A 22322-nucleotide genomic window follows, 5' to 3' on the forward strand; every position below is an offset into this window, starting at 1 on the left:
GGTTTATTTACTAATAGCTGCGCCGCTCGGGATCGCTCCCACCGTCGCCGCACAGCCTGGGCAAATCACCTAGATCCCCTGATCTTGGAAGTAACCGGCACCCCGATCGTGTCAGCAACCGGACACTAAGCGCCTACTTTCAGTTACCATGAGTTGCCCATGGTCGTTCAACGACCGGACCCCGAGGGTGCCGCACGCCACGTGTCACGGCGCTCAGCGCGGGAATGAGGAATGGGTGCCCGGAGTTTCACCCGACGAAAGCGATTCCCGCAGACGGAGGCATCATGGCGACAGTTGCGCTGACCGCAGCGAACTTCGACGAGGTCACCAGTAAGGACGGCATCGTCCTGGTCGACTTCTGGGCCAGTTGGTGCGGGCCCTGCGTCCGGTTCGCGCCGACCTACGAGCGCTCCTCGGAGAAACACCCGGAGATCACCTTCGGCAAGGTCGACACCGAGGCTGAGCAGTCGCTGGCCGCGAAATTCGACATCCGCTCGATCCCCACGATCATGGCCGTCCGCGACGGCGTGGTGGTCTTCGCCCAGCCCGGCGCGCTTCCCGAGTCGGCCCTCGAGAGCCTGATCGAGAAGGTGCAGGAGCTCGACATGGACGAGGTGCGCGAGCAGATGTCGGCGCACCGCAAGTCCGCCCACGGCGACACCGCCGCCGAGGCGCCGGCCAAGGACGAGCCGGCCGCCGCGCGCGGCTGACCAGCTAGGACGAGAGGCCCGCGGACCGGTTCGGTTCGCGGGCCTCTCGCATGCCCGAATTTCTCGTACGCTCGTTCGAGAAGAGCCATGGACAGCCTCTCGAACGTGTGTACGATTCCTGCCATGCGATGGTCCACTCTGTCGGCTCGGCCCGGCGGCGACCCGCTCCAGGACGGGGCGGCGCCCGCCGCCGCTCCCCTGCCGCTGGCGCTTCCCGGGGCGACGGTCCGCACCTTCTCGACGCCCGGCTTCGCGGGCATGACGTTCTATGAGGTGCGCGCCAAATCCCTGATCAACCGGGTGCCCGGCACCTCCCGGGTGCCGTTCCAGTGGACCGTCAACCCCTATCGGGGCTGCTCCCACGCCTGCACCTACTGCCTGGCCGGGGACACGCCGATCCTGCTCGCCGACGGGTCCACCCGGCCGCTGGCCCAGATTCGGCCCGGCGACGCCGTGATGGGCACCATGGGCGCGGGTGCGAGCCGCCGCTATGTGCCGACCACGGTCCTCGACCACTGGGACACCACGAAACCGGCCTTCCGGGTCACCCTGGCCGACGGCACCCGGCTCGTCGCCAGCGGCGATCACCGGTTCCTCACCGACCGCGGCTGGCGTCACGTCAGCCCCACCGAGCCGCACCTGCCGGCGCTGGCCGTGGGCGACCTGATGTTCGGGGTGGGCCGGTTCGCCGATCCGCCCAAGGAGTCACCCGACTATCAGTCCGGCTTCGTCTGCGGCCTGATCCGCGGTGACGCCACCGGCGACGGCACCGCCGTCGAGAGCGACGCCTGGATCCGCGCCGACGGCTATCTGGACGACGTCTCCCTCACCGAGGCGGTCCGGTGGCCCGAGCTGCCGACCGGCGACTGGTTCCGCGGGTTCCTCGCCGGCGCGTTCGGCGCCGTCGGGCGCACCGACCGGCTGACCGTCGCCTTCGAGAGCGGCGACACGGCCTATCTGCACCGGATCGTTCAGGCCCTCACCCACCTCGGCCTGGTCGCCCGCGGGCCGGGCCGGGTCCGTCCCGGAGCGATCGGGCGGGTGGAAACCGAGCGGCACCTCGACGCCGCTCTCCGCTTCCGGCACCTCACCGGCGCCACGATGGCCCCGCTGGACGCCTCCGGGGTCGGGGTGCGGCGCGAGCGGCGGCTCGCCGTCGCCGACATCGAGGACCTCGGGCTCGCCCTGCCGCTCTTCGACATCTCCACCGGCACCGGCGACTTCATCGCCGACGGCGTGGTCAGCCACAACTGCTTCGCCCGCAACACGCACACCTATCTCGACCTCGACTCCGGCCGCGACTTCGACAACCGCATCGTGGTGAAGGTGAACGCCGGCGAGCTCCTGCGCCGCGAGCTGGCCGCCCCCCGCTGGTCCGGAGACCCGATCGCGATGGGGACGAACGTGGACGTCTACCAGCGCGCCGAGGGCCGCTACCGGTTGATGCCGGAGATCCTGGCCGCCCTGCGTGACCGCGCCAACCCGTTCTCCATCCTGACCAAGGGCACGCTGATTCTGCGCGACCTGGACCTGCTCCGGCAGGCCGCCGAGGTGACCCGGGTCGGCCTGTCGTTCTCCGTCGGCTTCGTCGACGAGACGGTGTGGCGCTCCGCCGAGCCCGGCACCCCCAGTCCGCGCCGCCGCCTCGACGCGATCCGCCGGCTCACCGACGCGGGCTTCGACATCGGCGTCCTGATGGCCCCGATCCTGCCCGGCCTGACCGACACCGAGGAGTCCATCGACGAGACCGTCGCCGGCATCGCCGCCGCCGGGGCCACCAGCGTGACACCACTCGCGCTGCACCTGCGCCCCGGCGCCCGCGAGTGGTACGCGGCGTGGATCGCCCGTGAGCATCCTGAGCTGCGGCCTCGCTATCGGGAGCTCTTCGGCAACGGCTCCTACCTGCCGCGCGCCTACCAGGAGGAGATCAACGCGCGCGTCCGGATGGCCTCCCGCCGCCACGGCCTGCACCGCCCGGACACCACCGCCACCGCGGCCCGCCGCCTCTCCGAGAATCAACCGGCAACACCGCGGACCCCCCAGGCCGACCAGCTCACCCTGCTATGACCGCCCACGACCCCACCCTCGCTATGACCACCCACGGCCCCACCCTCGATACGACCACCCACCGTCCCACCGTGGATACGACCACCCACGGCCACACCGTCGATACGACCACCCACGGCCACACCTTCAACGGAGCCCACCCGCTCCTGAACCGCCACTCCGCCACGCCCACCGGCGTCCGGTCCCGCTCGACCACAGCCGCGCCCGTCCACACCCTCCGCCCCGCCGGACCGGCTCGTAAGCCGACCAGGCACGGGCGCGTCACACCCACCACGTACCGTTCCGACCGCACAGCAAGAGCGCGTACCTCAACCACCCGGAATCCCCGAGTCGCCGAGGTCCTCGCCGTGCCGGCTCGCGGAGCGGCTTCCTGCGGACCCCCACCACTCGTCACTCCGGTCATATGCGCGCTCGCCGTGACAAGTCGGGCGCCTCGCAGGCGGCTGCCCGCCGAACAGCGGTGTGACTGTGTGGCGAACGGGCCGGGGAAGCCGCCGAGCTCCGCCTCCGGTGACTCCGCTGGAAGCCCGTGCTGAACGCCTTCGCCAACCGTTGAGCCGGAGACACCGGTCTTTGTACGACCCACGGACGCCGGACAGTCGCCGATCGCACGGCCGGACGATGGCGTGGCAGGCGGCGTGCCGGACATGGTCAGCAACAAGCCGGCTTCCGACGGATGTGAGCGGACCGTCTCGTCGGCGGTGCCCGGCGCCGATCGGTGGTGGGGACGGGGCGCGGATAGAGTCGATGTATGCGGAGCGCTCAGCAGATCCTGGCAGAGGCAGAGGTCATCGCGGTTGTCGGCGCGTCGCGGGATCCTCACAAGCCCGCCCATTCGGTGCCGTTGCAGATGATCAGGCAGGGGTGGCGGATCATTCCGGTCAACCCGTTCGTGGACGAGGTGTTCGGGATTCCGACGGTGCCCACACTGGCCGATCTGGACGAGCCGGTCGATCTGGTGAACGTGTTCCGGCCCGCTCGGGACGCCGTCGACGTGGTGCGGCAGGCCGTCGCCGTCAAGGCACCCGCGGTGTGGCTGCAGAGTGGCATCTTCTCGGCCGAGGCCCGGCAGATCGCCGAGGCGGCGGGGATCGACTACGTCGAGGATCGTTGCCTGGCCGTCGAGCGTGCGCTCGGCCGCCTCACGAGGCTGTCCTGACCCTGATCGGGTCCACCTGACCGACCTGCCGATCCTGCTCCACCCGCCGGGCTCGCTGCACCCGCGGACCCTCATCCACCCACCGAGCCTGACCCGCCCGCCGATTTTCATCCACCCGCCAAGCCCGACCAACCCGCCGGCTGACGCACCCGCGGATCCTCACCCACCCGCCAAGCCCGACCAACCCGCCGGCTGACGCACCCGCGGATCCTCACCCACCCGCCAGGCCCGACCGACCCGCCGGCTGACGCACCCGCGAATCCTGGTCGACCCACCGGGCCCGACCCGCCCACGGCCAAGCCTGACCCCGCCGAGGGCCGAAGTGAAGCGATGGCCAACAGCTGTCAGCGGTGATCGATTGGCGGGGATGTGACCCTGCGGCGGCCCAGCACGAGCCCGTGAGTACTGGAGTCGGCCCGGGACACGGTGGCCTGGTCGGGACGCGAGAACGGGGTCCAGGAGGAGGCGGGATTCGGTGGGAGCGGCGAAGATGGGGGGTCATTGCAGTTCGCTGGCGTGGAAGCCGGTCGAAACTACATGAAAGCGACAGCGTCTCCGCGAGATTGACTGCTCCGGCGCTGACGCTCACCTCGACCGGGTTGTACGGTGCGAGGACTTCAAGGAGGACGTCCCATGAGCTACCCGCCGGCCGACGGCACACCGGATCCGTACCGTAACCCGGAGGTTCCGCCCGCCGACCCGACTTTGTCATACCCGCCGCCCTATTCGCCGCCGACGAGCCCGGCGCCGTCCAGCGGGTCGGGCTACGCTCCACCGCCGCCGTATGCTCCGCCGCCGCCCAGCATTCCGGCCTATTCTCCCCCGCCGCCTCCGGGTTTCGGTTCGCCGCCGGGGTATCCGCCGGCGGACAAGGGGCAGTTCGCCGGTCCGGGTTACGGGCCTCCGCCGTATGCGCCGTACAACGGCCCGCAGCCCACCAACGGTCTGGCCATCGCGTCGCTGGTCTGTTCGCTCGCCGGGCTGCTGACCTGTATCAGCGCTCCGGTCGGCATCGTCCTCGGTCACATCGCGAAGAACCAGATCCGGCAGACCGGGGAGGCCGGTGAGGGGCTGGCGACGGCCGGTCTCTGGGTCGGTTACCTGCTCACCGGTCTGACCGCCGCGTTCATCATCTTCCTGGTCGTCGCGGCGATCGGCGGCAGCGCCGCGGTCACCTCCGCCACGTAAGCGGCACAGGAACCACGAAGACGGAGATGGGCCGGCCCGGGACGGGCCGGCCCATCTCGTACGCCGGGTCAGCGGAACTGGGCCTCGCGGACGCTGTTGCCGCCGTCGACGACCAGCATCTGGCCGGTGATGTAGGAGGCGGCGGGTGAGCAGAGGAAGGCGATGGCCGCGGCGACCTCGTCGGGGGTCCCGGGACGGCCGATCGGCGTACCCAGGCCCTGTTTGATCTCGGTCACCGTGGAGGCGGCCGTGTAGATCGTGCCGGGGGCGACGCAGTTGACGTTGATGCCGTCGGCGACCAGTTCCATCGCCAGGGCGCGGGTCAGACCGACCACGCCCGCCTTGGCCGCCGCGTAGGCCGCCTCGGTGGGCAGCGCGTTGACCGGGCCGGCGGTGGCGGCCAGGTTGACGATCCGGCCCCAGCCGCGCTCGGACATGCTGCCGCAGAACGCCCGGCTGCACAGGAACGCGGTGCTCAGGTTCCGGTCGATCTCCGCCTTCCACTCGTCGTAGGTCAGCTGGGCGACCGGGCGGAGCACCTCGGGACTGGCCCGGCTCGCCAGGCCGGCGTTGTTGACCAGCACCTCGACGTCGCCGAGCTGGTCCGAGACGGCGTCGGCGAGGGCGCCGACCTCGGACTCGTCGGTGAGGTCGGCGACGAAGCCGGTCACGCCGAGCTCGGTGGCGCGCTCGTGGATGCGGCGGGTGGTCGACACGATGGCGACCCGTGCGCCGAGGTCACGCAGCCGCCGGGCGGTCGCATAGCCGATGCCGTCGGGGCTGCCGGCGCCGGTGACCAGGGCGACCTTCCCGTCCAGGCGGAGCGTGACGGGGCCGTCGGCGGCAGCCTCGATCTCCGCCTCGACCAGTTCCTGCATGTCGGTGGCGGGCGGGATCGCGCCGGGCTCGGCGGAAAGGTCGGGGGCGCCGGAGCGCGGTGGTCGGCCGGCAGCGGGTCGTGTGGTGTCGCGCCGGGACGGACTGCCCCCGGTGGAACGGGCGTCGAAGACCATGCGGGAATCCTGCCTGCTCCACAAGCCCGGGGCAAACATGGTGCCACTGTGGCGTACCCGGCGTTCGCCGTGACACCGGCGAATCCGCGCAGGTGATGACGGCTTTCCGACACGGCGTCCGGTCCGGCTGGGAAGCCGCTGTGAAGATCAACCGAGGGTCAGCGGACGGACCGGCCCCTCGGCCACGAAGATCAGCGGCGCCCGCTCGCCGTAGCGGGCCGGCAACTCGCGGCGGGCCCGGTCGAGGTCCTCCGTGCCGATCTCCACACCCGCGCCGTCGTGCCGACTGCCGACCGTGGTGATCCGGATGTCCTGGGCCGTCCAGTACGCCAGGTCGGCCACCACCCGGTCGTGCCAGGTGGTGAGCTCGGTGACCCCGTGGGCGGCGTCGCGCACCACGATGCAGTTGCCGTCGGCGCTCTCCCGGATGAAGTCGTCGAAAGCGCCGGAGGGCACGCGGTAGACGATCGCCCGTACCCTCGCCTGGTCGACCTCGAGCCCGGCGAAGCTGTCGGCGAACCGCTCACGCCCGCCGCGGTCGATCCGTTCCATCGCGGCGGCCAGTCGCGGCGGAGTCACCGGAACCCGATGGCCACCCGCCGTCATGAACTCCGCCGGACGGCTGAACTCGCAGCCCGGGGTCCGCCAGCCGCCCTGTGGCCCGGGACGGCCGGCCGGATCGTCGCCGCCGGGCTCCCCGCAGGCCGGGGCGGTCATGACGAGCGCTCCGGCGAACAGCAGCCGGACGAATCGATGCATGGCATCCCCCTTCAATACCCCGGCCCGCGTCCGGGCGCCAGCACACGGACAACGACATTGCGCCGCTGCGGGGACGACCGTGCGGTGATCAGCGGCGGAGTACCTGGAAAGAGGCCCGTTGCAGGACCACCACCGCGACACCGGCCAGCAGCAGCACCAGACCGGGCAGGGAGTCGGCCCGCGGCGCCTGGCCCAGCCACCACCAGGCGATCAGGGCAGCGCCCGGCACCTCCAGCAGGATCAGCACGCTGACCGTGGTCGCGGAGACGTGCTGCAGGGCGTAGTTGAACATGGAGTGCCCGAGCAACTGGGCGCCGGCCACGATGGCCAGGATCGCGGCCCAGGTGTGACTGTCGTACCCACTCAGCCGCACCCCGCCGACCAGGCAGACCGCGAGCAGCACGACCGCGCAGGTGCCGTAGCAGATCCAGGTGTAGGTGGTGGTGCTCAGCTCGGTGCGGGCCCGCTCGCCGAGGGCGGTGTAGACCGCCGCCGCGATCGCGCCGAGTAGCGCCAGCACGTCGGCGAAGACGGCCTGGGCGGACACTCCGAGATCCACTCCGGTGGCCCAGGCCGCCCCAGCCACCGCCAGCCCGATGCCGAGCCAGCCGGCGGCGTTAGGGCGGCGGCCCTGCGCGGCCGCGATCAGGCCCTGCCACACCGGCTGGGTCGCCACCAGCGCGGTCGCGGTCGCCACCGAACCCAGTTGCACGCTCGGCATCCAGGTGGCGAAGTGGACGGCCAGCGCCAGTCCGGCGAGCACGCAGAACATTCCGGCCCGGCCACGTACCGCCCGGCGCACCTCGGCCCGGCGCGGCCCCAGCGCGATCGGGGTCAGCGCCACGGTGGCGAGGCTGTTGCGCCAGAACGCGATGGCCAGAGCGGGCGCGGCAGCGAAAGCGATCAAGGGGGCCGACGAACTGACCGCCAGGACGGCGACGGCCAGAGCCGCGACGGTAGGAGCCGGTGAGCGCATATTCATCCCCGGCCGTCAGTTCTCGCACAGTCGTACACCACAGTTTGCGACTGTCTATTGGCGGACAGTGACGGAGTCGATACAGTCACCGACGGCTCATCGCCCGTTCTCACCCCTCGATGCCCTGGAGGCCGATTAGCATGCCCGCGTACCGTGCGGTCGTGTTCGATTTCTTCGGCACCTTGACCCGATCGGTCCAGCGGGGCCCGCAGCACGCGGACATCGCCCGGTCGCTCGGCGCCGACCCGGAGGCCGTCGTCGGAGTCCTCAACCGCACGTTCCGGGCCCGCGCCTGCGGCCGATACGGATCCGCCGAGGCCACCCTCCGCTGGGTGATCGAGCAGGCCGGCGGCCACCCTCGCCCCGGCGCCATCCGAGCCGCCATGCCGGCCCGGGTCGACGCACTGCGCGCCGACACCCAGCTGCGACCGGAAGCGATCAGCGCCCTCACCGCCATCCGGAGCCGCGGCGTACGCACTGCCGTAGTGAGCGACTGCACCCACGAGCTTCCCGCCTTCCTGCCCGGTCTTCCCGTGGCGCCGCTGCTGGACGCTCAGATCTACTCGGTCGAGCTGGGAGTCTGCAAACCGGACCCGCAGATCTATCTGGCCGCCTGCAAACGGCTGGACGTCGCCCCGGAAGACTGCCTCTACGTCGGCGACGGCGGCAGCCACGAACTCACCGGCGCCGCCGCGGTCGGCATGACCCCGGTCCGGTTGGCCGCTGCCGATCTCGCCAACCACCTCGTCTTCGACGCCGACACCAACTTCGCGGGCCGCACGGTCCGTTCCCTCACCGACGTCCTGAGCCTCCTGGATCAGGTTCCCGCCCTGGCCTGACGGTCACGGTCCGCGGTGGTTCCGGTCTTTCCAGGACCCGTTCTCCGTACGCTCGTAGCCGCCGCCAGAAGCGACCACGCCGTCCCGCCCACTCCACGCGAGCATCGCGGGGGTCCGGGCCGTGACGCGGCCGGCGGGCTGAGGCGCGGGTCGGGGTCACCCCCGCGCGAGCATCGCGGGGATCCGGGCCGTCCCGGGGCCGGCACCTCTTCTGCGTGTTGGGTTCGGCGCGCTGAAAAGCTGGGCGTGGGAGGATGGGCGGGTGAGCGCTGGAGTGCTGGAAGAGGCGATCAAGAAAGCGGCCATCGCCTGGATCTCCGTCGGGGACGGGCCCGCCTACGCCCTCTGGTGCATGCCCGCCGAGGCCTCGCTGGTGGTCGTCAGCGGCCCGGGCGAGCAGTTCGCACCCGGGCTCGCCGAGGCCGACCGGGCGACCGTCCGGCTGCGCGGCGACCACGGCGGCCTGATCGTGCAGACCGACGCCACCGTCACCCGGCTGACCCCCGGCACCGACGAGTGGACCGAGATCGCCCCGCAGCTCGCCGGCAAACGCCTCAACGCCGCAGGCTCCGCCGATGAGGTGGCGGCCCGCTGGGCCGCCGACGGCTGCGCGCTGGTCCGGCTCACGCCCGCCGCCGACACCGCTGTCGGAGCCGCCGGGCTGCCGGCCGAATCCCAGGCCGCACCGACCCGCGACACTCCCGCCCGCGTCGAGACCCGCCGCCCCTTCCGCCTGCACCGGGTCCGCAAGCCGCGCTGAAGCCAGCCCGCCCTCCCAGGGGGCTCCCCCGCTGAACATTGTCGCGGAAGTTCGGCCTCTCCCGCAGACCGGCTGTGGACAGCCCGGAACTGTGGACAAGCCCAGCGACCTGTCTCAGCCGATGAACGGTGGGACGACGATGCGGCCCTCGGCGACCGGCTGGACGGGGCCGGTGACGGTGGCTGAGGTGGCGGCTCCGGCGGTGGCGGTGACCGTGCAGTCGAGGCGGGACGGGCGTTTCATCTCGATGCCCTGGTGGATGCGGTAGGTCGAGGTGCCGTCGGCGGGAAGCCGGCCACCGGCGACCAGCCAGACGCCCAGGGCCAGTGCGGCCGACCCCGTCGCCGGGTCCTCGGGGACCGCGCCGCCGGCGGTGAAGACCCGGGCGTACGCCTCGCCCGTGAAGCCGTTGCGGGAGTCGGGGGACCACGAGACGACGGCGATGTCGCAGAAGCCCTGGGTGTCCGGAAGGCGTGGGTCGATGCGGACTCTCGGGAGCGCTTCCCGGCGTACCGGAAGGAAGACCCAATCGAGACCACAGCCGGCCATGCGCGGAACGGCGTCCTGGTCCCCCGCGTAGTCCGCGGCCGTCAGGCCCGCGGCGGTCAGCAGCGGCGCCGGGTCGAGCGGATCGCCGAGCCGCGGTGTGGCGCCGGTGAGGGTCGCCGTGCCCGCCGCGGTCACGGTGACCGGCAGCAGGCCCGCACCGCACTCCTGGACGAGCTCGCCGGGCGGGAAGAGGCCGTGGCGCATTCCGGTGACCGCCGCGCCGACGCTGGGGTGGCCGGCGAACGGGATCTCCGACTCGGGGGTGAAGATCCGGACCCGGTACGTCGCTCCGGGAACCGTGGGCGGCAGCAGGAAGACCGTCTCGGAGAAGTTGAACTCGCGGGTGAGCGCCTGCATCTGATCGGTTGCCAGGTTTTCGCCGCCGAACACGACGGCGAGCTGATTACCGGCGAACGGACGATCCGTGAACACGTCAACGGTTTCGTACGCCACGGTGGACATGTCCGGACCCTAACCTAGTCTTGGGGCGTGACCATGGGGACGAGGGTTTATCTGGCTCGCCTCGCCGGTCTTCCGGTGTTCGACCCGAACGGTGAGCGTGTCGGGCGGGTCCGTGACGCGGTCGTCCGTCTGCGCACCACGAACCGGCCGCCGCAGGTCGTCGGGCTCGTCGCCGAGATGGCCCTGCGCCGCCGGATCTTCTTGCCGATCGGGCGGGTGACCAGCATGGATGTGGAATCTGTCGTGCTCAGTACGGGCATGCTGAATCTGCGCCGGTTCGAGAAACGGCCGAACGAGCTGCTGGTGCTGGAGGATCTGCTGGACCGCCGGGTGACGGTGATGCCGGAGCAGGGCGGCGGGCCGGAGCATGTCGGGACCGTGTTGGACATCGGCATGGAGCTGAACCGGAACATCGAGTGGATCATCACGCGGGTCGCGGTTCGCGAGCACACCGGGCGGCTGGCCCGGCGGGGGCACGTCTATCAGGCGGAGTACGGCCGGGTTCGCGGCCTGGTCGGCCCGGCCGACGCGCAGGGCACCGCGAACCTGATCGCCCTCCTCGATCAGATGCGACCGCCGGACGTGGCGAACGCGCTGCAGGACATGCCGGACGGCCGCCGGAACGAGGTGGCCGCCGCGATGGCCGACCGGCGGCTGGCCGCCGTTCTGGAGGAGCTGCCCGAGCACGACCAGGTGGAGATCCTGGTGGCGCTGGACCGGGAGCGGGCCGCGGACGTGCTGGAGCGGATGGACCCGGACGACGCCGCCGACCTGCTCGCCGAGCTGCCGAAGACCGAGCAGGCGGTGCTGCTCGACCTGATGGAGCCGGAGGAGGCGGCGCCGGTCCGGCAGCTGATGAACTACCGGCCGGGCACCGCGGGCAGTGTGATGACCTCGGAGCCGGTGATCCTCACCCCGGACGCCACGGTCGCCGACGCGCTGGCCCGGATCCGGAACCCGGAGCTGTCGTCGGTGGTCGCCGCGCAGGTCTTCGTCGCCCGTGCGCCGATGGCCACGCCGACCGGGCGGTACCTGGGCATGGTCCACTTCCAGCGGCTGCTGCGGGAGCCGCCGGCCTCGCTGGTGGGCATGCTCGTCGACAGCGGGATCGAGCCGTTGCGCACCGACACCGGGCTGTTGGAGATCACCCGGCGGATGGCGACGTACGACCTGGTCGCGATGCCTGTCGTCGACTCGACGAACCGGCTGCTCGGCGCGGTGACCGTCGACGACGTGCTGGACCATTCACTGCCCCGCGACTGGCGTGACCGCGATGCACCTGACGAGATGTCCCGCGACTGGCGTGAGCGCGACGACGCCGACGACACGTCCCGCGACTGGCGCGACCGTGACGACCCCGACGACGAGATGACCACCGACCGGCGTGACCGTGACGACCCCGACGAGCAGGTGAGCCCGTGAGCGATAACCGGCGGGACCGGCTGGACCAACCGCGCGACCCGGGGCGGGTGCAGCTGCCGAGGTTCGATCCGGAGGCGTTCGGCCGCTGGTCGGAGGGCATCGCGCGGTACATGGGGACGGCGAAGTTCATCGTCTACATGACGGTGGTGATCGCCGCCTGGTTCGCGTGGAACACCCTCGCCCCGAAGGACCTGCGGTTCGACCCGTACACGTTCACGTTCCTCACGTTGATCCTGTCGCTGCAGGCGTCGTACGCCGCGCCGCTGATCCTGCTGGCGCAGAACCGGCAGGCGGACCGGGACCGGCTCGCCATGGAGGAGGACCGCCGCCGCGCGGCGATGCAGAAGGCGGACACCGAGTTCCTGGCCCGGGAGATCGCCTCGCTGCGGATCGCTCTCAATGATGTGGCGACCCGGGATTTCCTGCGTTCGGAGTTGACCCGGCTGGCCGACGAGTTGGACGAGGCGGCGTCGAGGCGGGAGAAACGGGCGCGAATGGAGTGAGTCTCACCTAACGTAGAGCGGCAGTGACCTCGACGTAGCATGGGCTGCATGTCCGCTCCCGCCAACACGCTCGAGGATGCGATCCAGGCCGCTCTGGCGACCGTGGACGACCCCGAGATCCGCCGCCCGATCACCGACCTCGGCATGGTCTCGGGCTTCACAGTCAGCGACGGCCTGGTCAAGGTCGATCTGCTGCTCACCGTGGCCGGCTGCCCCCTGCGGGACAAGCTGAACGCCGACATCACCGCCGCCGTCACGAAGATCCCCGGCATCGACCGGGTCGAGATCAACTTCGGGGTGATGACCGAGGAGCAGCGCAAGGCGCTGCAGACCACCCTGCGCGGCGGCGGGGAGTCCGCGGAGCCGGTCATCCCGTTCGCTCAGCCCGGTTCGAGGACCAGGGTGTACGCGGTCGCCTCGGGCAAGGGCGGGGTCGGCAAGTCGAGCGTCACGGTGAACCTGGCCGCCGCGCTCGCCAAGCGGGGCCTGTCGGTCGGCGTGATCGACGCGGACATCTACGGCCACTCGGTGCCGCGGATGCTCGGCGTCGAGGGCAAGCCGACCCGCGTCGAGGAAATGATCATGCCGCCGCAGTCGCACGGCGTGAAGGTGATCTCGATCGGCATGTTCACCGCCGGCAACGCCGCGGTGGTGTGGCGTGGCCCGATGCTGCACCGCGCGCTGCAGCAGTTCCTCGCCGACGTCTACTGGGGCGACCTGGACGTGCTGCTGCTGGACCTGCCGCCGGGCACCGGTGACGTGGCCATCTCGCTGGCCCAGCTGCTGCCGAACGCGGAGATCCTGGTGGTCACCACCCCGCAGATGGCTGCCGCCGAGGTCGCCGAGCGGGCCGGCGCGATCGCCCTGCAGACCCACCAGCGCCTGGTCGGCGTGGTGGAGAACATGTCGTGGCTGGAGCTGCCGGACGGTTCGCGGATGGAGGTCTTCGGGGCCGGCGGCGGCGAGACCGTGGCCGACTCGCTGTCTAAGACCATCGGCGCCCGGGTGCCGCTGCTGGGTCAGATCCCGCTGGACACCCGGGTGCGGGAGGCCGGTGACGACGGCAACCCGATCGTGCTGGCCGACCCGGACGCCCCGGCCGCGAAGGCGCTCGACGCGGTCGCCGACAAGCTCGCCGTCCGCCGCGAGTCCCTGGTCGGCAAGCCGCTGGGTCTCATGGTCAACGCGCGTAAGGGCTAGCCGATCGCCGCGGCGCGAAGCGGAGCCGGCCGGCTCAGGTCGCGTCCAGGTCGTAACGCTGCGCCGGTCGGACAGCCTCGGAGGCTTTCTCGGCCGGCGCGCTGCTTTTCCGGATGTCGACGGCGGAGGCCACGTCGTCGAGTTCGGACTTGACCCCGTTGAGGTCCTGTTTCACGTCGTCGAAGAGGGTCTGCAGGGGCTTGCGCAGCGCCTGCTCGTCCTCCTCGCTGAGCAGGTGCTTGCGGATGAACGCCTTCGGGTGCAGGTCTTCCAGCTGGATGTCGGTGCCCAGTTCACGGCTCAGGTCGGCGGTCGCGCCCTGGGCCATGTTGCGCAGCCCGCGGACCAGTTTCAGCCCGTCGCCGATCACCTTGGGCAGGCGCTCCCCGAAGATCAGAAGCGCGAGCATGAGCAGTGCGCCGATCTCCCACCAGTTCAGATTCTCGAACACGTCCGGCCTCCCAGGCTTCCCGCGCCCAGACTACGCACGCTCGCTGTGCGAACGCAGCCCGCCCGGGCGGTCACTTCACGTCCGCGGCCAGCGTCACCGAGACGGATGCGGTCGCGGTGCCGCGCTTGTATTCCACGGCGACCACGGCACCCGGCGCGTACTTGCGGACCAGCGCGATCAGGTCGGTGCCCTCCTCCAGCGGGTGCCCGCCGAGCTTGATGATCACGTCCCCGGCGCGCAGGCCGGCGGCGGCGGCCGGGCCGCCCGGCTGGACCGAGCGCAGCCGCGCGCCACCCGCGGTCTCCCCAGTCCTCACCTCGGCGCCGATCACTGTTCGCCGAGCCTTGCCGGTGTCGATGATGTCCTGTGCGACCCGTTTCGCCTGGTTGATCGGGATGGCGAAAGCGAGACCGATGTTTCCGGCCTCGGTGTCGCTGCCGCCGACCGAGCGGATCACCGAGTTGACCCCGACGACCTGACCCGCCCCGTTCACCAGGGGGCCACCGGAGTTGCCCTGGTTGACCGCGGCGTCGGTCTGGATGGCCGCGTAGTAGCGGGTGGTGCCGCCCTGCTCGCCGGCCTGGATGGTGCGGTCCAGCGCGCTCACGATGCCCTGGGTGACGGTGTTGACCAGAGCGAGCGGGGAACCGAAGGCGAGCACCGGGTCGCCGACCGCGATCTCGTCGGAGTTGCCGAGCGCGACGGGCGTCAGGCCGCTCTTTGCGACTTTGATCACGGCGAGGTCGGACTCGGGATCGCGCCCGACGAGCTTCGCGGTGGCCGTGGAACCGTCGTGGAAGGAGACCGTGAGGGTTTCGTCGGCACCCTCCACCACGTGATCGTTGGTGATCACGTAACCGTCGGCGGAGACCACGAAACCGGAGCCGATCGCGCCTGCCACCCGCACCGTCACGACGCTCGGCATCACCCGCTCGGCCACCCCGGCAAGCGACTCGGGGTCACGCTGAGTGCTTTCTGGCACCTGCTGGCCGGAGGCGCCGAGTTGGGTGCGGCTCGCATCGACATAGCCGCCGCGGACCGCGAAGACGAAGCCGAGCGTGCCGCCGACACCGCCCGCGAGCAGGGCGGTGATCAGGCAGATCGCCATGATCATGCCGAAGCCGCGGCGAGGCTCGTCCGGGTTGGGCGGCATCTCCAGGGGCGCGCCGCCGGTGGGCGGCGACGGAGGCGGCAGAAGAACTGATGACGGAGCGTAAGGATCGCGCCAGGGATCGGATTCACCACCGGTCCACCAGTGCGGTGGCTGCTGCTGAGGGTCGCCCTGGGCAGGGGACACCGGTGGCCGGCGCCAGTTCCAGCCGTCGGTCACGTCGGTGCCTCCACTCCGCTCGCCCGGCTCCGCGCCTCCAGAATGACACGGATCCACCGGTACACACCTTGCCACGGGTCCGCACTAGTGCCGAGTGGGCCGTTCATCCCATCGACGGCACAGTGCATCACCGGACGACATCGCTCTACTCTCTTATCCGATGTGCGCGGTTCCGTCGTGGCATCAACAGCGCTGTACGGAGGTCGTCATCATCGGTCCCGCTCGTTCATTCGGTCAGCCGGCGACACAGTCAATCCCGTTCGCCGAGACCTACGCCACCGAGGACCCGGTCCTGCAGACCGCGCGTGCCCTCGCGCACGAGCTCGGCCTGCCCTGCGTCTCCCCCGGTGCCGGTTCCGTGCTGAGCCTGCTGGCCGCCGCGGGCAGCGCCAAGGCCGTGGTGGAGATCGGCACCGGCACCGGCGTGAGCGGCATCTGGCTGCTCCGCGGGATGCGCCCGGACGGGGTCCTCACCACCATCGACGTCGAGCACGAGCACCAGCGGATCGCCCGCCGGATCTTCCTGGAGGCCGGGTACGCCTCGTCGCGTACCCGGATCATCAGCGGCCGTTCCCTCGACGTGCTGCCCCGGCTCGCCGACGGCGCCTACGACCTGATCTTCGTGGATGCCGACACCACCGAGTTCGAGGCCTGCACCGCGGCCGCCCTACGGCTGCTGCGGCCGGGCGGGATCCTGATCGTCAACGGCGCGCACGCGAACGGCCGGATCAGCGATCCGTCCGCCCGGGACGTGGACACCCTCACCATCCGGGAGACGGTGAAGGCGATCCGCGAGTCGGAGGACTGGATTCCCGCCATCATCCCGTCAGGCGCCGGGCTGCTGACCGCCGTCAAGCGCTGACAGGTACCGGAGGAGGGTGCGGGCGCCCCAGCCGGTGGCGCCCTTGGCCAGCTCCAGGTCGTCGGCCTCGGCCCAGCTCGGCGCCGACATGTCGAAGTGCGCCCAGCGGGTGTCGCCGAAGAAGTCGCGCAGGAACAGCGCGGCCATCACCACACCCGGGCCGGGCGTCGCGTTGATCCGGTCGGCGATGTCGCTGCGCAGGTGTTCGGCGTAGTCGCCGGCCAGCGGCAGCCGCCAGATCTGCTCGCCGGCCGCCGTCCCGGCCGCGGTGAGCGCCGCGGCCAGCTCGTCGTCCGGGCTGAGCAGGGCGGCGGTGCGCTTGCCCAGCGCGACCGCGTTCGCCCCGGTCAGGGTCGCCACGGTGATCGTCAGGTCGGGCCGCAGCTCGGCCGCCGAGTAGCCGAGCGCGTCGGCCAGCACCAGACGGCCCTCGGCGTCGGAGTTGGTGTTCTCGCTCGTCGACCCGTCGTAGTGGGTGATCACGTCGCCGGGCCGGAAGGCGGCGGCGCCGATCGCGTTCTCGGCGAGCGGGGTCAGTGCGGTGACCCGTACCGGAAGGTTCAGGTCGGCGGCGCCGAGTGTCGCGGCGATGACCGCGGCCGCACCGCCCATGTCCTTCTTCATCAGCTTCATGCCGTCGCGCGGCTTGATCGAGATGCCGCCGGTGTCGAAGGTGATGCCCTTGCCGACCAGGACCACGTGGGTGGTCGCGCCGGGCGGCTGCCAGGACAGCTCGACGAAGCGGGGCGGTGACACCGAGCCGCCGCCGACGGCCCGCAGGCCGCCGAAGCGCTCCAGCTCGTCGCCGGCGAGCACGGTCACCGTCAGGCCGGGACGGGACGCGGCCTCGGTGACGATCTGATCGGCGAGCCACTCCGGGTTCTTCACCGACGCCGGCGTGTTGGTCAGGTCGCGGGCCAGCCACACGGCCCGGGCCACCGTCTCGGCGCGGGTGAGGCTCGTGGCGTACGAATCGGAGGCGTACGAATCAGAATGGCCCGCGAGAATGCGGACCTCGCCGGACCGGGCCGGTTTGACCCCGTCGCGGTACCGGTAGCCGCCCAGCCAGAGGCCCTCGGCCAGACCGCGGACCGCATCCGGTGTGGTGTCGGCGGGCAGGTGGATCTCGAGCACCTCGTCGGCCGCGGCCGCCCGCGCCGTGGCGGCTCCGGCGGCACGCCAGGCCGCCTCGTCCCCCGCGCCGATGCCGGCCAGCAGCACCTTCGACGGCTGCCGGAGCGGGCGTGGGAAGACCGTGATCCGGCCGGGCTCGTCGGCCTTCTCGGTCGCGTCGGCCAGTGCGGACATCTCCGGATCGAGGCCGGGACCGACGGGGACGACCCGGGTCGCCGTGTCGTCGGGAACGTCCGTGAATCGGATTGCGAACACGGGAGGATGACCTTTCCGTAAGACGTGGAAAGCCCGCCGGTACGGGCGGTACCGTACCGGCGGGCTCGCGTGAAACGTCAGCCGGCGATCGACTTCAACGCGTCACCCAGCGCGCTGGCCTCGTCCGGGGTCATCTCCACGACGAGACGGCCACCACCCTCCAGCGGGACGCGCATGACGATGCCTCGCCCCTCCTTGGTGACCTCCAGCGGACCATCGCCCGTCCGCGGCTTCATCGCCGCCATCTTGTCTCCCCTCAGACCTACGTCAGGGTCGGTGGGTTGCCCCACAGCCACTTGCTCCTGGAATGCCAGCAGTCACGTCACGTGCTCAGCCCCACATGACGCGGTGCTCGTTTCCGACCGGCGGCCGTACAGGCCGTTTCACGTGTTCACGCGTTGCGGCCCACCGTGCCGATCAAACATTTTCCCTGATGAACACCGGCGAACCCAAACCCAGCCCGGGCGGATGTGACAGCGTCTAGCATATCGTCTTTTGGGCTGTCACAATGTGCGGTCATGCAGGCGCGGTCCGCACTCTTCGACCTGTACGGCGACTACCTGCGCGCTCGTGGCTCACGAGCCCCGGTCTCCGCCCTCGTCCGGCTGCTCGCCCCGCTCGACATCGCGGCGCCGGCGGTCCGCACCGCAGTGTCGCGAATGGTGCGACAGGGATGGCTGCATCCGTTACGTCTGGCCGCCGGACCGGGCTATCTGCTCACTCCGAAGGCCGCACGCCGGCTCGACGAGGCAGCCACCCGGGTGTACCGGACCGGTCGTGGCGGCTGGGACGGCCGCTACGACATGATCCTGCTGCACGAGCCGGCCGCGCGGCGGGACGCCGACCGGCTCACCTATCTGGGCTACGGACCGCTCAGCGAACAGGTGTGGGTGGCGCCACGGGCCTCCGAAGAGGTCGAGTCGGTGCTGACCGGCACCGGGTACGAACGGTTCAGCGCCAGCCACACCGCCGGCTCGGACATCGTCGGCCGCGCCTGGGATCTCGGCCGGATCGGACAGTCGTACGAGGATTTCGTCGAGCAGTTACGTCCCGTCGTGAAGACGATCACTCCACGTAGCACCGACGAGGAGGCGTACGCCGCCCGTTTCCGCCTGGTCCACGCCTGGCGCTCGTTCCTGTTCCAGGATCCGCAACTGCCCGCCGCGCTGCTGCCCCCCGGCTGGCCGGGTGTGAAGGCCGCCCTGTTCTTCGACAAGCACGCCACCCGGCTGCGCCCGGCCGCCGACCGGCACGTGGAACGTTGCCTGCAAGCCGCCACCCGTGGAGGACGTGTGGGATTCTCAGACTCATGACCGACTCGCTCCTCGTCGACCGCACTGACGCGGTCGTCACCCTGACCCTGAACCGCCCCGAGGCGATGAACTCCTTCACCGTCGAGCTCAAGGAGGCGCTGCGGGACACCCTCGCCGCGCTGGAGAGCGACCGGTCGTGCCGGGCGATCGTGCTGACCGGCGCGGGTGGCGCCTTCTGCGGCGGGCAGGACCTCCGGGAGCACGCGGCCCTGCTGCAGGCCGGGAGCACCGACCTGAACACGGTCCAGGTGCACTACAACCCGATCGCGCAGCGGCTGGCGAACATGCCGAAGCCGGTGATCGCGGCGGTGCACGGGATGGCCGCGGGGGCCGGCGCCTCGCTGGCGCTGCTCGCCGACTTCCGCATCGGCGGCCCGGCGACGAAGTTCCTGATGGCGTTCGCCAACGTGGGCCTGGCCGGGGACAGCGGCATCTCCTGGTCGCTGCCGCGGATCGTGGGCCACGCCAAGGCGGTCGAGCTGCTGCTGCTCGCCAAGCCGGTGAAGGCGGAGGAGGCGGCCCGGATCGGGATGCTGACCGAGCTGCTGGACGACGACGCCAAGGTGCTGCCGGCCGCCCAGGAGCTGGCCGCGCGGCTGGCGGCCGGGCCGACCGTCGCCTACGGCGCGATCAAGCGGGAGCTGTCCATCGCCACCGCCGGCACCCTGTCGGACGCGCTCGCGGCCGAGGCCCAGGCGCAGGCGATCTGCGGCGCGACCGCGGACCATCAGGCCGCGGTCAGCGCCTTCCTCAACAAGCAGAAGCCGGAGTACCAGGGCCGCTGACTCTTCAGTCGTCCTCTTCCTCGTCCTCTTCCTCGGGGTCCTGGTTCGCCTCGGCCCCGAGGACGAAGGCCTGCATGGCCAGCTCGTCGCCGGACGGCCAGACGTACGTCGGCAGCTCGGCCGGGCCCAGCTCCAGCACGTGCGACCAGAACTGGCGCACCGCCTCCGCCGGGTTCACCGCTTCGATCGGCATCGCCACGCTGACCAGCCAGGCCTTCTTGTCGGCCGGGCCGCCGAGCCGCTGCGCGAACCGCCGGAACGTCTCCTCGTCGACCGGGCCCGCGGCCAGGCCGGCGGCCGGCACCGGCTCGTCGAAGGCGCGGCGCAGGTACCACAGCGACAGCTCCGCGCCGTCCGTCTTCTCCACCCGGGCCAGCGCCACGACCTGATCCTCGGCGACCAGCAGGACCTCGTCGCCGATTTCGGCTGCTCCCGAGGCCGGCACCGTCACCGCGTCGTGCTGGAACAACCGCTCGGTCGCCCACTGCGTTTCCGGAATGATCACCACGAACTGAGCCATGGTGTCATCTCACCACGGGCACCCAGCAGTCCGTGAGGTGGTCGTCCACCATGCCCGTGGCCTGCATCAACGCGTACGCGGTGGTGGGACCGACGAACTTGAATCCCCGCTTCTTCAGCGCCTTCGCCATGGCGGTGGACTCGGGCGTGACGGCCGGGACGTCGGCCCGCGTCCGCGGTCTCGGCGACGACGCGGGCGCGAACGACCAGAGCAGGTCCGTCAGCTCCAGCTCGGCCGCGACCCTGGCGTTGTGCAGGGCGGCGTCGATCTTCATCCGGTTGCGGACGATGCCCGGGTCGGCCATCAGCCGGGCGGCGTCGTCCTCGGTGAACTCGGCCACCTCGGTGATCTTGAAATTCGCGAAGGCGGCCCGGAACGCCGGGCGCTTGCGCAGGATGGTGATCCACGACAGGCCGGACTGGAAGGCCTCCAGGGTCATCCGTTCGAACAGCGCGTCGTCGCCGCGGACCGGCTTGCCCCACTCCTCGTCGTGATAGAGCGCGTAGTCGGGGGTGCTGCCGCCCCAGAAGCACCGGGACCGGCCATCGGGCCCGATCACCAGGTCGGTCACGGCAGCCGGCCCTGCTCGACCAGGCGGGCGAAACGCTTCAGGGCGCCGGTGAACGCCGCTTTCGAGCCCGGCCAGAGCACCGGCCAGGCCAGCTTGCCGACCGGGCCGGCCGGGAGCTGGAACCACTCGTGCAGGACCACCTGGGTACGGTCGCCGGACATCGCCGTGCACCGCATCGCGCCAGGACCCTTGAGCACCTTGCCGCAGTGCATGACACGGACCTCGTACGGCGCGTTGACCTTGATCACCCGCAGCTCGTCGCGGAGCGTCGCCGGGCCGATCGCGGTGACCACCTCGACCAGGCTGCCCTCGCCGCCGTCGCCCTCCACCACGCGCACCGTGGTGAACGGGATCCAGGCGGACTGGGCCTCCCAGTCCAGGAACGCGGAGAAGACCTTGGGCGCGGGCGCGTTGACGATCACCGTGGCGGTGAACTCACCTGGCCCGGCCTCCGCATCGTTGCTCATCGTTTCTCCACCGGCTGCTCCTCCGACGGCGCCATCGGGACGACCGGCGGCTCCGGCTCGGCCGGCACGGACGCGGCCGGGGCGAGGGCCGCCTCCCGGGCGCGGCGCAGCGCGTCGGCGTCGTCCAGCCGGCCGTCCCGCAGCGCGGTCACCTCGGCCTCCAGGACACTGATCAGTTCGCCCTTGTAGCCGATGTCGTACGCGGCCCGCTGGAGCGCCTGATCCACCTGCGCCATCCGGTACCCCCGGAAGACGGTGTCGAACTTCGTCCGGGAGATGTCGTCCTCGCCGAGCGGCCGGTCGCTGGGCAGCGGCACCGCGCGCCCGTCCGGCTCGACCGGGGTCAGGCCGGAGTCGCCTCCGCTCAGCAACACGGTCACGCCGAAGACGATCGTCGCGACGACCAGTGCCACGACAATGAAGAGCAGAAGCTGACCCATGCGCACGATGTTGACATGTCCGCTTTCCGGTGGCGAGCCCGCCACCCGTGCGGTCATGTCCAGCTGAGGATCTTCTTACGCCAGGCGTAGAGGATGCCCAGGGCGAGCACGGCCACGAAGATGCCCATCTCGGCGATGGACAGACCGCCGAAACCGGGACGATCGAAGATCAACGCCCACGGGAAGAGAAATACGGCTTCCACGGCGAAAAGCACATAGAGGTACGCGTACACGTAGTACCGGATCTGCGCCTGCGCCCAGTCGCCGCCGACCGGGTCGATGCCGCTCTCGTACGAGATCCGCTTGCCCGGTGGCTCCGCCGGGCGCGACGGCCTGAGCAGCCGGTTCGCTCCGAACGCGGCCACGAAAAGCAGAACCCCCGCGGCCAGAACCAGACCGAGGACGGCGTAGGAGCCCAGATATCCCGCCACGATCGTGCAGCCTACCGAAGACCACTAGTCGACCGTGGTATCGGATCGCTACCGTGGGCAACGGTCCGGGGCCGCTTCGTAAGGAGCGGCGACGTAGTGTGGAAGTGACGATTTGCGGGCCGGCTCATCGACAGTTGCTGTTGCAGCCGGACCGCG

The 22322-nt window shown here is 71.0% G+C and carries 24 protein-coding genes and 1 pseudogene; 12 read left to right on the forward strand and 13 right to left on the reverse strand.

Annotated features, from left to right (window positions below; genetic code table 11):
- Positions 1-284 precede the first annotated feature (284 nt).
- The 4 genes from trxA (at position 285) to Aut01nite_RS11160 (ending at position 5124) form a co-directional block, all read left to right on the forward strand.
- Positions 285-710 (forward strand): thioredoxin, encoded by a 426-nt coding sequence (trxA, locus tag Aut01nite_RS11145; RefSeq protein WP_043533297.1) that lies wholly within the window; start codon positions 285-287, stop codon positions 708-710.
- Between the two features lie 123 nt (positions 711-833).
- Positions 834-2777 (forward strand): intein-containing Rv2578c family radical SAM protein, encoded by a 1944-nt coding sequence (locus Aut01nite_RS11150; protein ID WP_043533296.1) that lies wholly within the window; start codon positions 834-836, stop codon positions 2775-2777.
- Between the two features lie 751 nt (positions 2778-3528).
- Positions 3529-3936 carry a CoA-binding protein gene (locus tag Aut01nite_RS11155; protein WP_043533295.1) on the forward strand — a complete coding sequence of 136 codons (408 nt, stop codon included), beginning with the start codon at positions 3529-3531 and terminating at the stop codon, positions 3934-3936.
- A 633-nt stretch (positions 3937-4569) separates the two neighbouring features.
- A complete protein-coding gene (locus Aut01nite_RS11160) occupies positions 4570-5124 on the forward strand; it encodes a DUF4190 domain-containing protein (protein ID WP_043533294.1) in 555 nt (184 codons plus the stop codon).
- A 68-nt stretch (positions 5125-5192) separates the two neighbouring features.
- On the opposite strand, the gene Aut01nite_RS11165 is transcribed toward Aut01nite_RS11160, so the two are convergent.
- From Aut01nite_RS11165 to Aut01nite_RS11175, 3 genes are all read right to left on the reverse strand, one after another.
- The gene (locus tag Aut01nite_RS11165; RefSeq protein ID WP_043533293.1) at positions 5193-6137 is read right to left on the reverse strand and encodes an SDR family NAD(P)-dependent oxidoreductase; all 945 of its coding nucleotides are present in this window, start codon (positions 6135-6137) and stop codon (positions 5193-5195) included.
- Between the two features lie 147 nt (positions 6138-6284).
- Positions 6285-6896, reverse strand: a complete 612-nt coding sequence (locus tag Aut01nite_RS11170; RefSeq protein WP_043533291.1) for a hypothetical protein — start codon at positions 6894-6896, stop codon at positions 6285-6287.
- Positions 6897-6984: 88 nt separating this feature from the next.
- A complete protein-coding gene (locus Aut01nite_RS11175) occupies positions 6985-7878 on the reverse strand; it encodes a DMT family transporter (protein ID WP_043533290.1) in 894 nt (297 codons plus the stop codon).
- A gap of 134 nt (positions 7879-8012) precedes the next feature.
- Here Aut01nite_RS11175 and Aut01nite_RS11180 point away from each other — a divergent pair, with 134 nt between their 5' ends.
- Both Aut01nite_RS11180 and Aut01nite_RS11185 read left to right on the forward strand, forming a co-directional pair.
- Complete coding sequence (locus Aut01nite_RS11180; protein ID WP_043533288.1) at positions 8013-8711, forward strand: HAD family hydrolase; 699 nt, start codon at positions 8013-8015, stop codon at positions 8709-8711.
- A 262-nt stretch (positions 8712-8973) separates the two neighbouring features.
- Positions 8974-9471, forward strand: coding sequence for a hypothetical protein (locus Aut01nite_RS11185; RefSeq protein WP_084000121.1), 498 nt, complete (start codon positions 8974-8976; stop codon positions 9469-9471).
- 114 nt (positions 9472-9585) lie between these two features.
- Here the strand turns inward: Aut01nite_RS11185 and Aut01nite_RS11190 are convergent, their stop codons facing one another.
- The gene (locus tag Aut01nite_RS11190) at positions 9586-10482 is read right to left on the reverse strand and encodes a PhzF family phenazine biosynthesis protein (protein WP_043533284.1); all 897 of its coding nucleotides are present in this window, start codon (positions 10480-10482) and stop codon (positions 9586-9588) included.
- 27 nt (positions 10483-10509) lie between these two features.
- Here Aut01nite_RS11190 and Aut01nite_RS11195 point away from each other — a divergent pair.
- The 3 genes and pseudogenes from Aut01nite_RS11195 to Aut01nite_RS11205 form a co-directional block, all read left to right on the forward strand.
- Positions 10510-11808 (forward strand): annotated as a pseudogene (locus Aut01nite_RS11195) (magnesium transporter MgtE N-terminal domain-containing protein); the annotation flags it as partial.
- 92 nt (positions 11809-11900) lie between these two features.
- Complete coding sequence (locus Aut01nite_RS11200; protein ID WP_043533282.1) at positions 11901-12407, forward strand: DUF1003 domain-containing protein; 507 nt, start codon at positions 11901-11903, stop codon at positions 12405-12407.
- 48 nt (positions 12408-12455) lie between these two features.
- Entirely contained in the window at positions 12456-13607 is a 1152-nt protein-coding gene (locus Aut01nite_RS11205) for an Mrp/NBP35 family ATP-binding protein (protein ID WP_043533279.1), read from the forward strand.
- 34 nt (positions 13608-13641) lie between these two features.
- On the opposite strand, the gene Aut01nite_RS11210 is transcribed toward Aut01nite_RS11205, so the two are convergent.
- A complete protein-coding gene (locus tag Aut01nite_RS11210) occupies positions 13642-14058 on the reverse strand; it encodes a twin-arginine translocase TatA/TatE family subunit (RefSeq protein WP_043533278.1) in 417 nt (138 codons plus the stop codon).
- Between the two features lie 70 nt (positions 14059-14128).
- Positions 14129-15388, reverse strand: a complete 1260-nt coding sequence (locus Aut01nite_RS11215) for a S1C family serine protease (RefSeq protein ID WP_084000117.1) — start codon at positions 15386-15388, stop codon at positions 14129-14131.
- 160 nt (positions 15389-15548) lie between these two features.
- Between Aut01nite_RS11215 and Aut01nite_RS11220 the strand changes: the two genes are divergently transcribed.
- Positions 15549-16250: an O-methyltransferase gene (locus Aut01nite_RS11220; protein ID WP_236643192.1), complete on the forward strand. Its 702-nt coding sequence runs from the start codon at positions 15549-15551 to the stop codon at positions 16248-16250.
- On the opposite strand, the gene Aut01nite_RS11225 is transcribed toward Aut01nite_RS11220, so the two are convergent.
- Positions 16215-17639 carry a leucyl aminopeptidase family protein gene (locus Aut01nite_RS11225; RefSeq protein ID WP_043533277.1) on the reverse strand — a complete coding sequence of 475 codons (1425 nt, stop codon included), beginning with the start codon at positions 17637-17639 and terminating at the stop codon, positions 16215-16217. The genes Aut01nite_RS11220 and Aut01nite_RS11225 overlap by 36 nt on opposite strands.
- 77 nt (positions 17640-17716) lie before the next feature.
- Positions 17717-17884, reverse strand: a complete 168-nt coding sequence (locus Aut01nite_RS11230; protein ID WP_014694782.1) for a DUF3117 domain-containing protein — start codon at positions 17882-17884, stop codon at positions 17717-17719.
- Positions 17885-18157: 273 nt separating this feature from the next.
- Between Aut01nite_RS11230 and Aut01nite_RS11235 the strand changes: the two genes are divergently transcribed.
- On the forward strand, positions 18158-18952 hold the full coding sequence (locus tag Aut01nite_RS11235) for a PaaX family transcriptional regulator (protein WP_043533276.1): 795 nt from the start codon (positions 18158-18160) through the stop codon (positions 18950-18952).
- Complete coding sequence (locus tag Aut01nite_RS11240; RefSeq protein ID WP_043533275.1) at positions 18949-19737, forward strand: enoyl-CoA hydratase-related protein; 789 nt, start codon at positions 18949-18951, stop codon at positions 19735-19737. The genes Aut01nite_RS11235 and Aut01nite_RS11240 overlap by 4 nt, the downstream gene beginning before the upstream one ends.
- A 4-nt stretch (positions 19738-19741) precedes the next feature.
- On the opposite strand, the gene Aut01nite_RS11245 is transcribed toward Aut01nite_RS11240, so the two are convergent.
- Genes Aut01nite_RS11245 through ndhC form a run of 5 tightly spaced genes read right to left on the reverse strand, consistent with a single transcriptional unit; the run spans position 19742 to position 22166 of the window.
- Complete coding sequence (locus Aut01nite_RS11245) at positions 19742-20257, reverse strand: hypothetical protein (RefSeq protein WP_043533274.1); 516 nt, start codon at positions 20255-20257, stop codon at positions 19742-19744.
- A 4-nt stretch (positions 20258-20261) separates the two neighbouring features.
- Positions 20262-20828, reverse strand: coding sequence for a DNA-3-methyladenine glycosylase I (locus tag Aut01nite_RS11250; RefSeq protein ID WP_043533273.1), 567 nt, complete (start codon positions 20826-20828; stop codon positions 20262-20264).
- Positions 20825-21295 carry an SRPBCC family protein gene (locus Aut01nite_RS11255; RefSeq protein WP_043533272.1) on the reverse strand — a complete coding sequence of 157 codons (471 nt, stop codon included), beginning with the start codon at positions 21293-21295 and terminating at the stop codon, positions 20825-20827. The genes Aut01nite_RS11250 and Aut01nite_RS11255 overlap by 4 nt, the downstream gene beginning before the upstream one ends.
- Positions 21292-21735, reverse strand: coding sequence for a DivIVA domain-containing protein (locus tag Aut01nite_RS11260; RefSeq protein ID WP_043533570.1), 444 nt, complete (start codon positions 21733-21735; stop codon positions 21292-21294). The genes Aut01nite_RS11255 and Aut01nite_RS11260 overlap by 4 nt, the downstream gene beginning before the upstream one ends.
- A gap of 53 nt (positions 21736-21788) precedes the next feature.
- Positions 21789-22166, reverse strand: a complete 378-nt coding sequence (ndhC, locus tag Aut01nite_RS11265) for an NADH-quinone oxidoreductase subunit A (RefSeq protein ID WP_043533271.1) — start codon at positions 22164-22166, stop codon at positions 21789-21791.
- Positions 22167-22322: the final 156 nt, after the last annotated feature.

This window comes from Actinoplanes utahensis, from assembly GCF_016862455.1.
In the GTDB taxonomy this organism is placed as follows: Bacteria; Actinomycetota; Actinomycetes; order Mycobacteriales; family Micromonosporaceae; genus Actinoplanes; species Actinoplanes utahensis.

Coding starts and splice junctions, on each gene's coding strand:
- Aut01nite_RS11150 (WP_043533296.1), top strand. CDS start 834: ATGCGATGGTCCACTCTGTCGGCTCGGCCCGGCGGCGACCCGCTCCAG.
- Aut01nite_RS11205 (WP_043533279.1), top strand. CDS start 12,456: ATGTCCGCTCCCGCCAACACGCTCGAGGATGCGATCCAGGCCGCTCTG.
- trxA (WP_043533297.1), top strand. CDS start 285: ATGGCGACAGTTGCGCTGACCGCAGCGAACTTCGACGAGGTCACCAGT.
- Aut01nite_RS11230 (WP_014694782.1), bottom strand. CDS start 17,884: ATGGCGGCGATGAAGCCGCGGACGGGCGATGGTCCGCTGGAGGTCACC.
- Aut01nite_RS11190 (WP_043533284.1), bottom strand. CDS start 10,482: ATGTCCACCGTGGCGTACGAAACCGTTGACGTGTTCACGGATCGTCCG.
- Aut01nite_RS11160 (WP_043533294.1), top strand. CDS start 4,570: ATGAGCTACCCGCCGGCCGACGGCACACCGGATCCGTACCGTAACCCG.
- Aut01nite_RS11245 (WP_043533274.1), bottom strand. CDS start 20,257: ATGGCTCAGTTCGTGGTGATCATTCCGGAAACGCAGTGGGCGACCGAG.
- Aut01nite_RS11175 (WP_043533290.1), bottom strand. CDS start 7,878: ATGAATATGCGCTCACCGGCTCCTACCGTCGCGGCTCTGGCCGTCGCC.
- Aut01nite_RS11165 (WP_043533293.1), bottom strand. CDS start 6,137: ATGGTCTTCGACGCCCGTTCCACCGGGGGCAGTCCGTCCCGGCGCGAC.
- Aut01nite_RS11260 (WP_043533570.1), bottom strand. CDS start 21,735: ATGGGTCAGCTTCTGCTCTTCATTGTCGTGGCACTGGTCGTCGCGACG.
- Aut01nite_RS11240 (WP_043533275.1), top strand. CDS start 18,949: ATGACCGACTCGCTCCTCGTCGACCGCACTGACGCGGTCGTCACCCTG.
- Aut01nite_RS11180 (WP_043533288.1), top strand. CDS start 8,013: ATGCCCGCGTACCGTGCGGTCGTGTTCGATTTCTTCGGCACCTTGACC.
- Aut01nite_RS11255 (WP_043533272.1), bottom strand. CDS start 21,295: ATGAGCAACGATGCGGAGGCCGGGCCAGGTGAGTTCACCGCCACGGTG.
- Aut01nite_RS11170 (WP_043533291.1), bottom strand. CDS start 6,896: ATGCATCGATTCGTCCGGCTGCTGTTCGCCGGAGCGCTCGTCATGACC.
- Aut01nite_RS11235 (WP_043533276.1), top strand. CDS start 18,158: ATGCAGGCGCGGTCCGCACTCTTCGACCTGTACGGCGACTACCTGCGC.
- Aut01nite_RS11155 (WP_043533295.1), top strand. CDS start 3,529: ATGCGGAGCGCTCAGCAGATCCTGGCAGAGGCAGAGGTCATCGCGGTT.
- Aut01nite_RS11220 (WP_236643192.1), top strand. CDS start 15,549: ATGTGCGCGGTTCCGTCGTGGCATCAACAGCGCTGTACGGAGGTCGTC.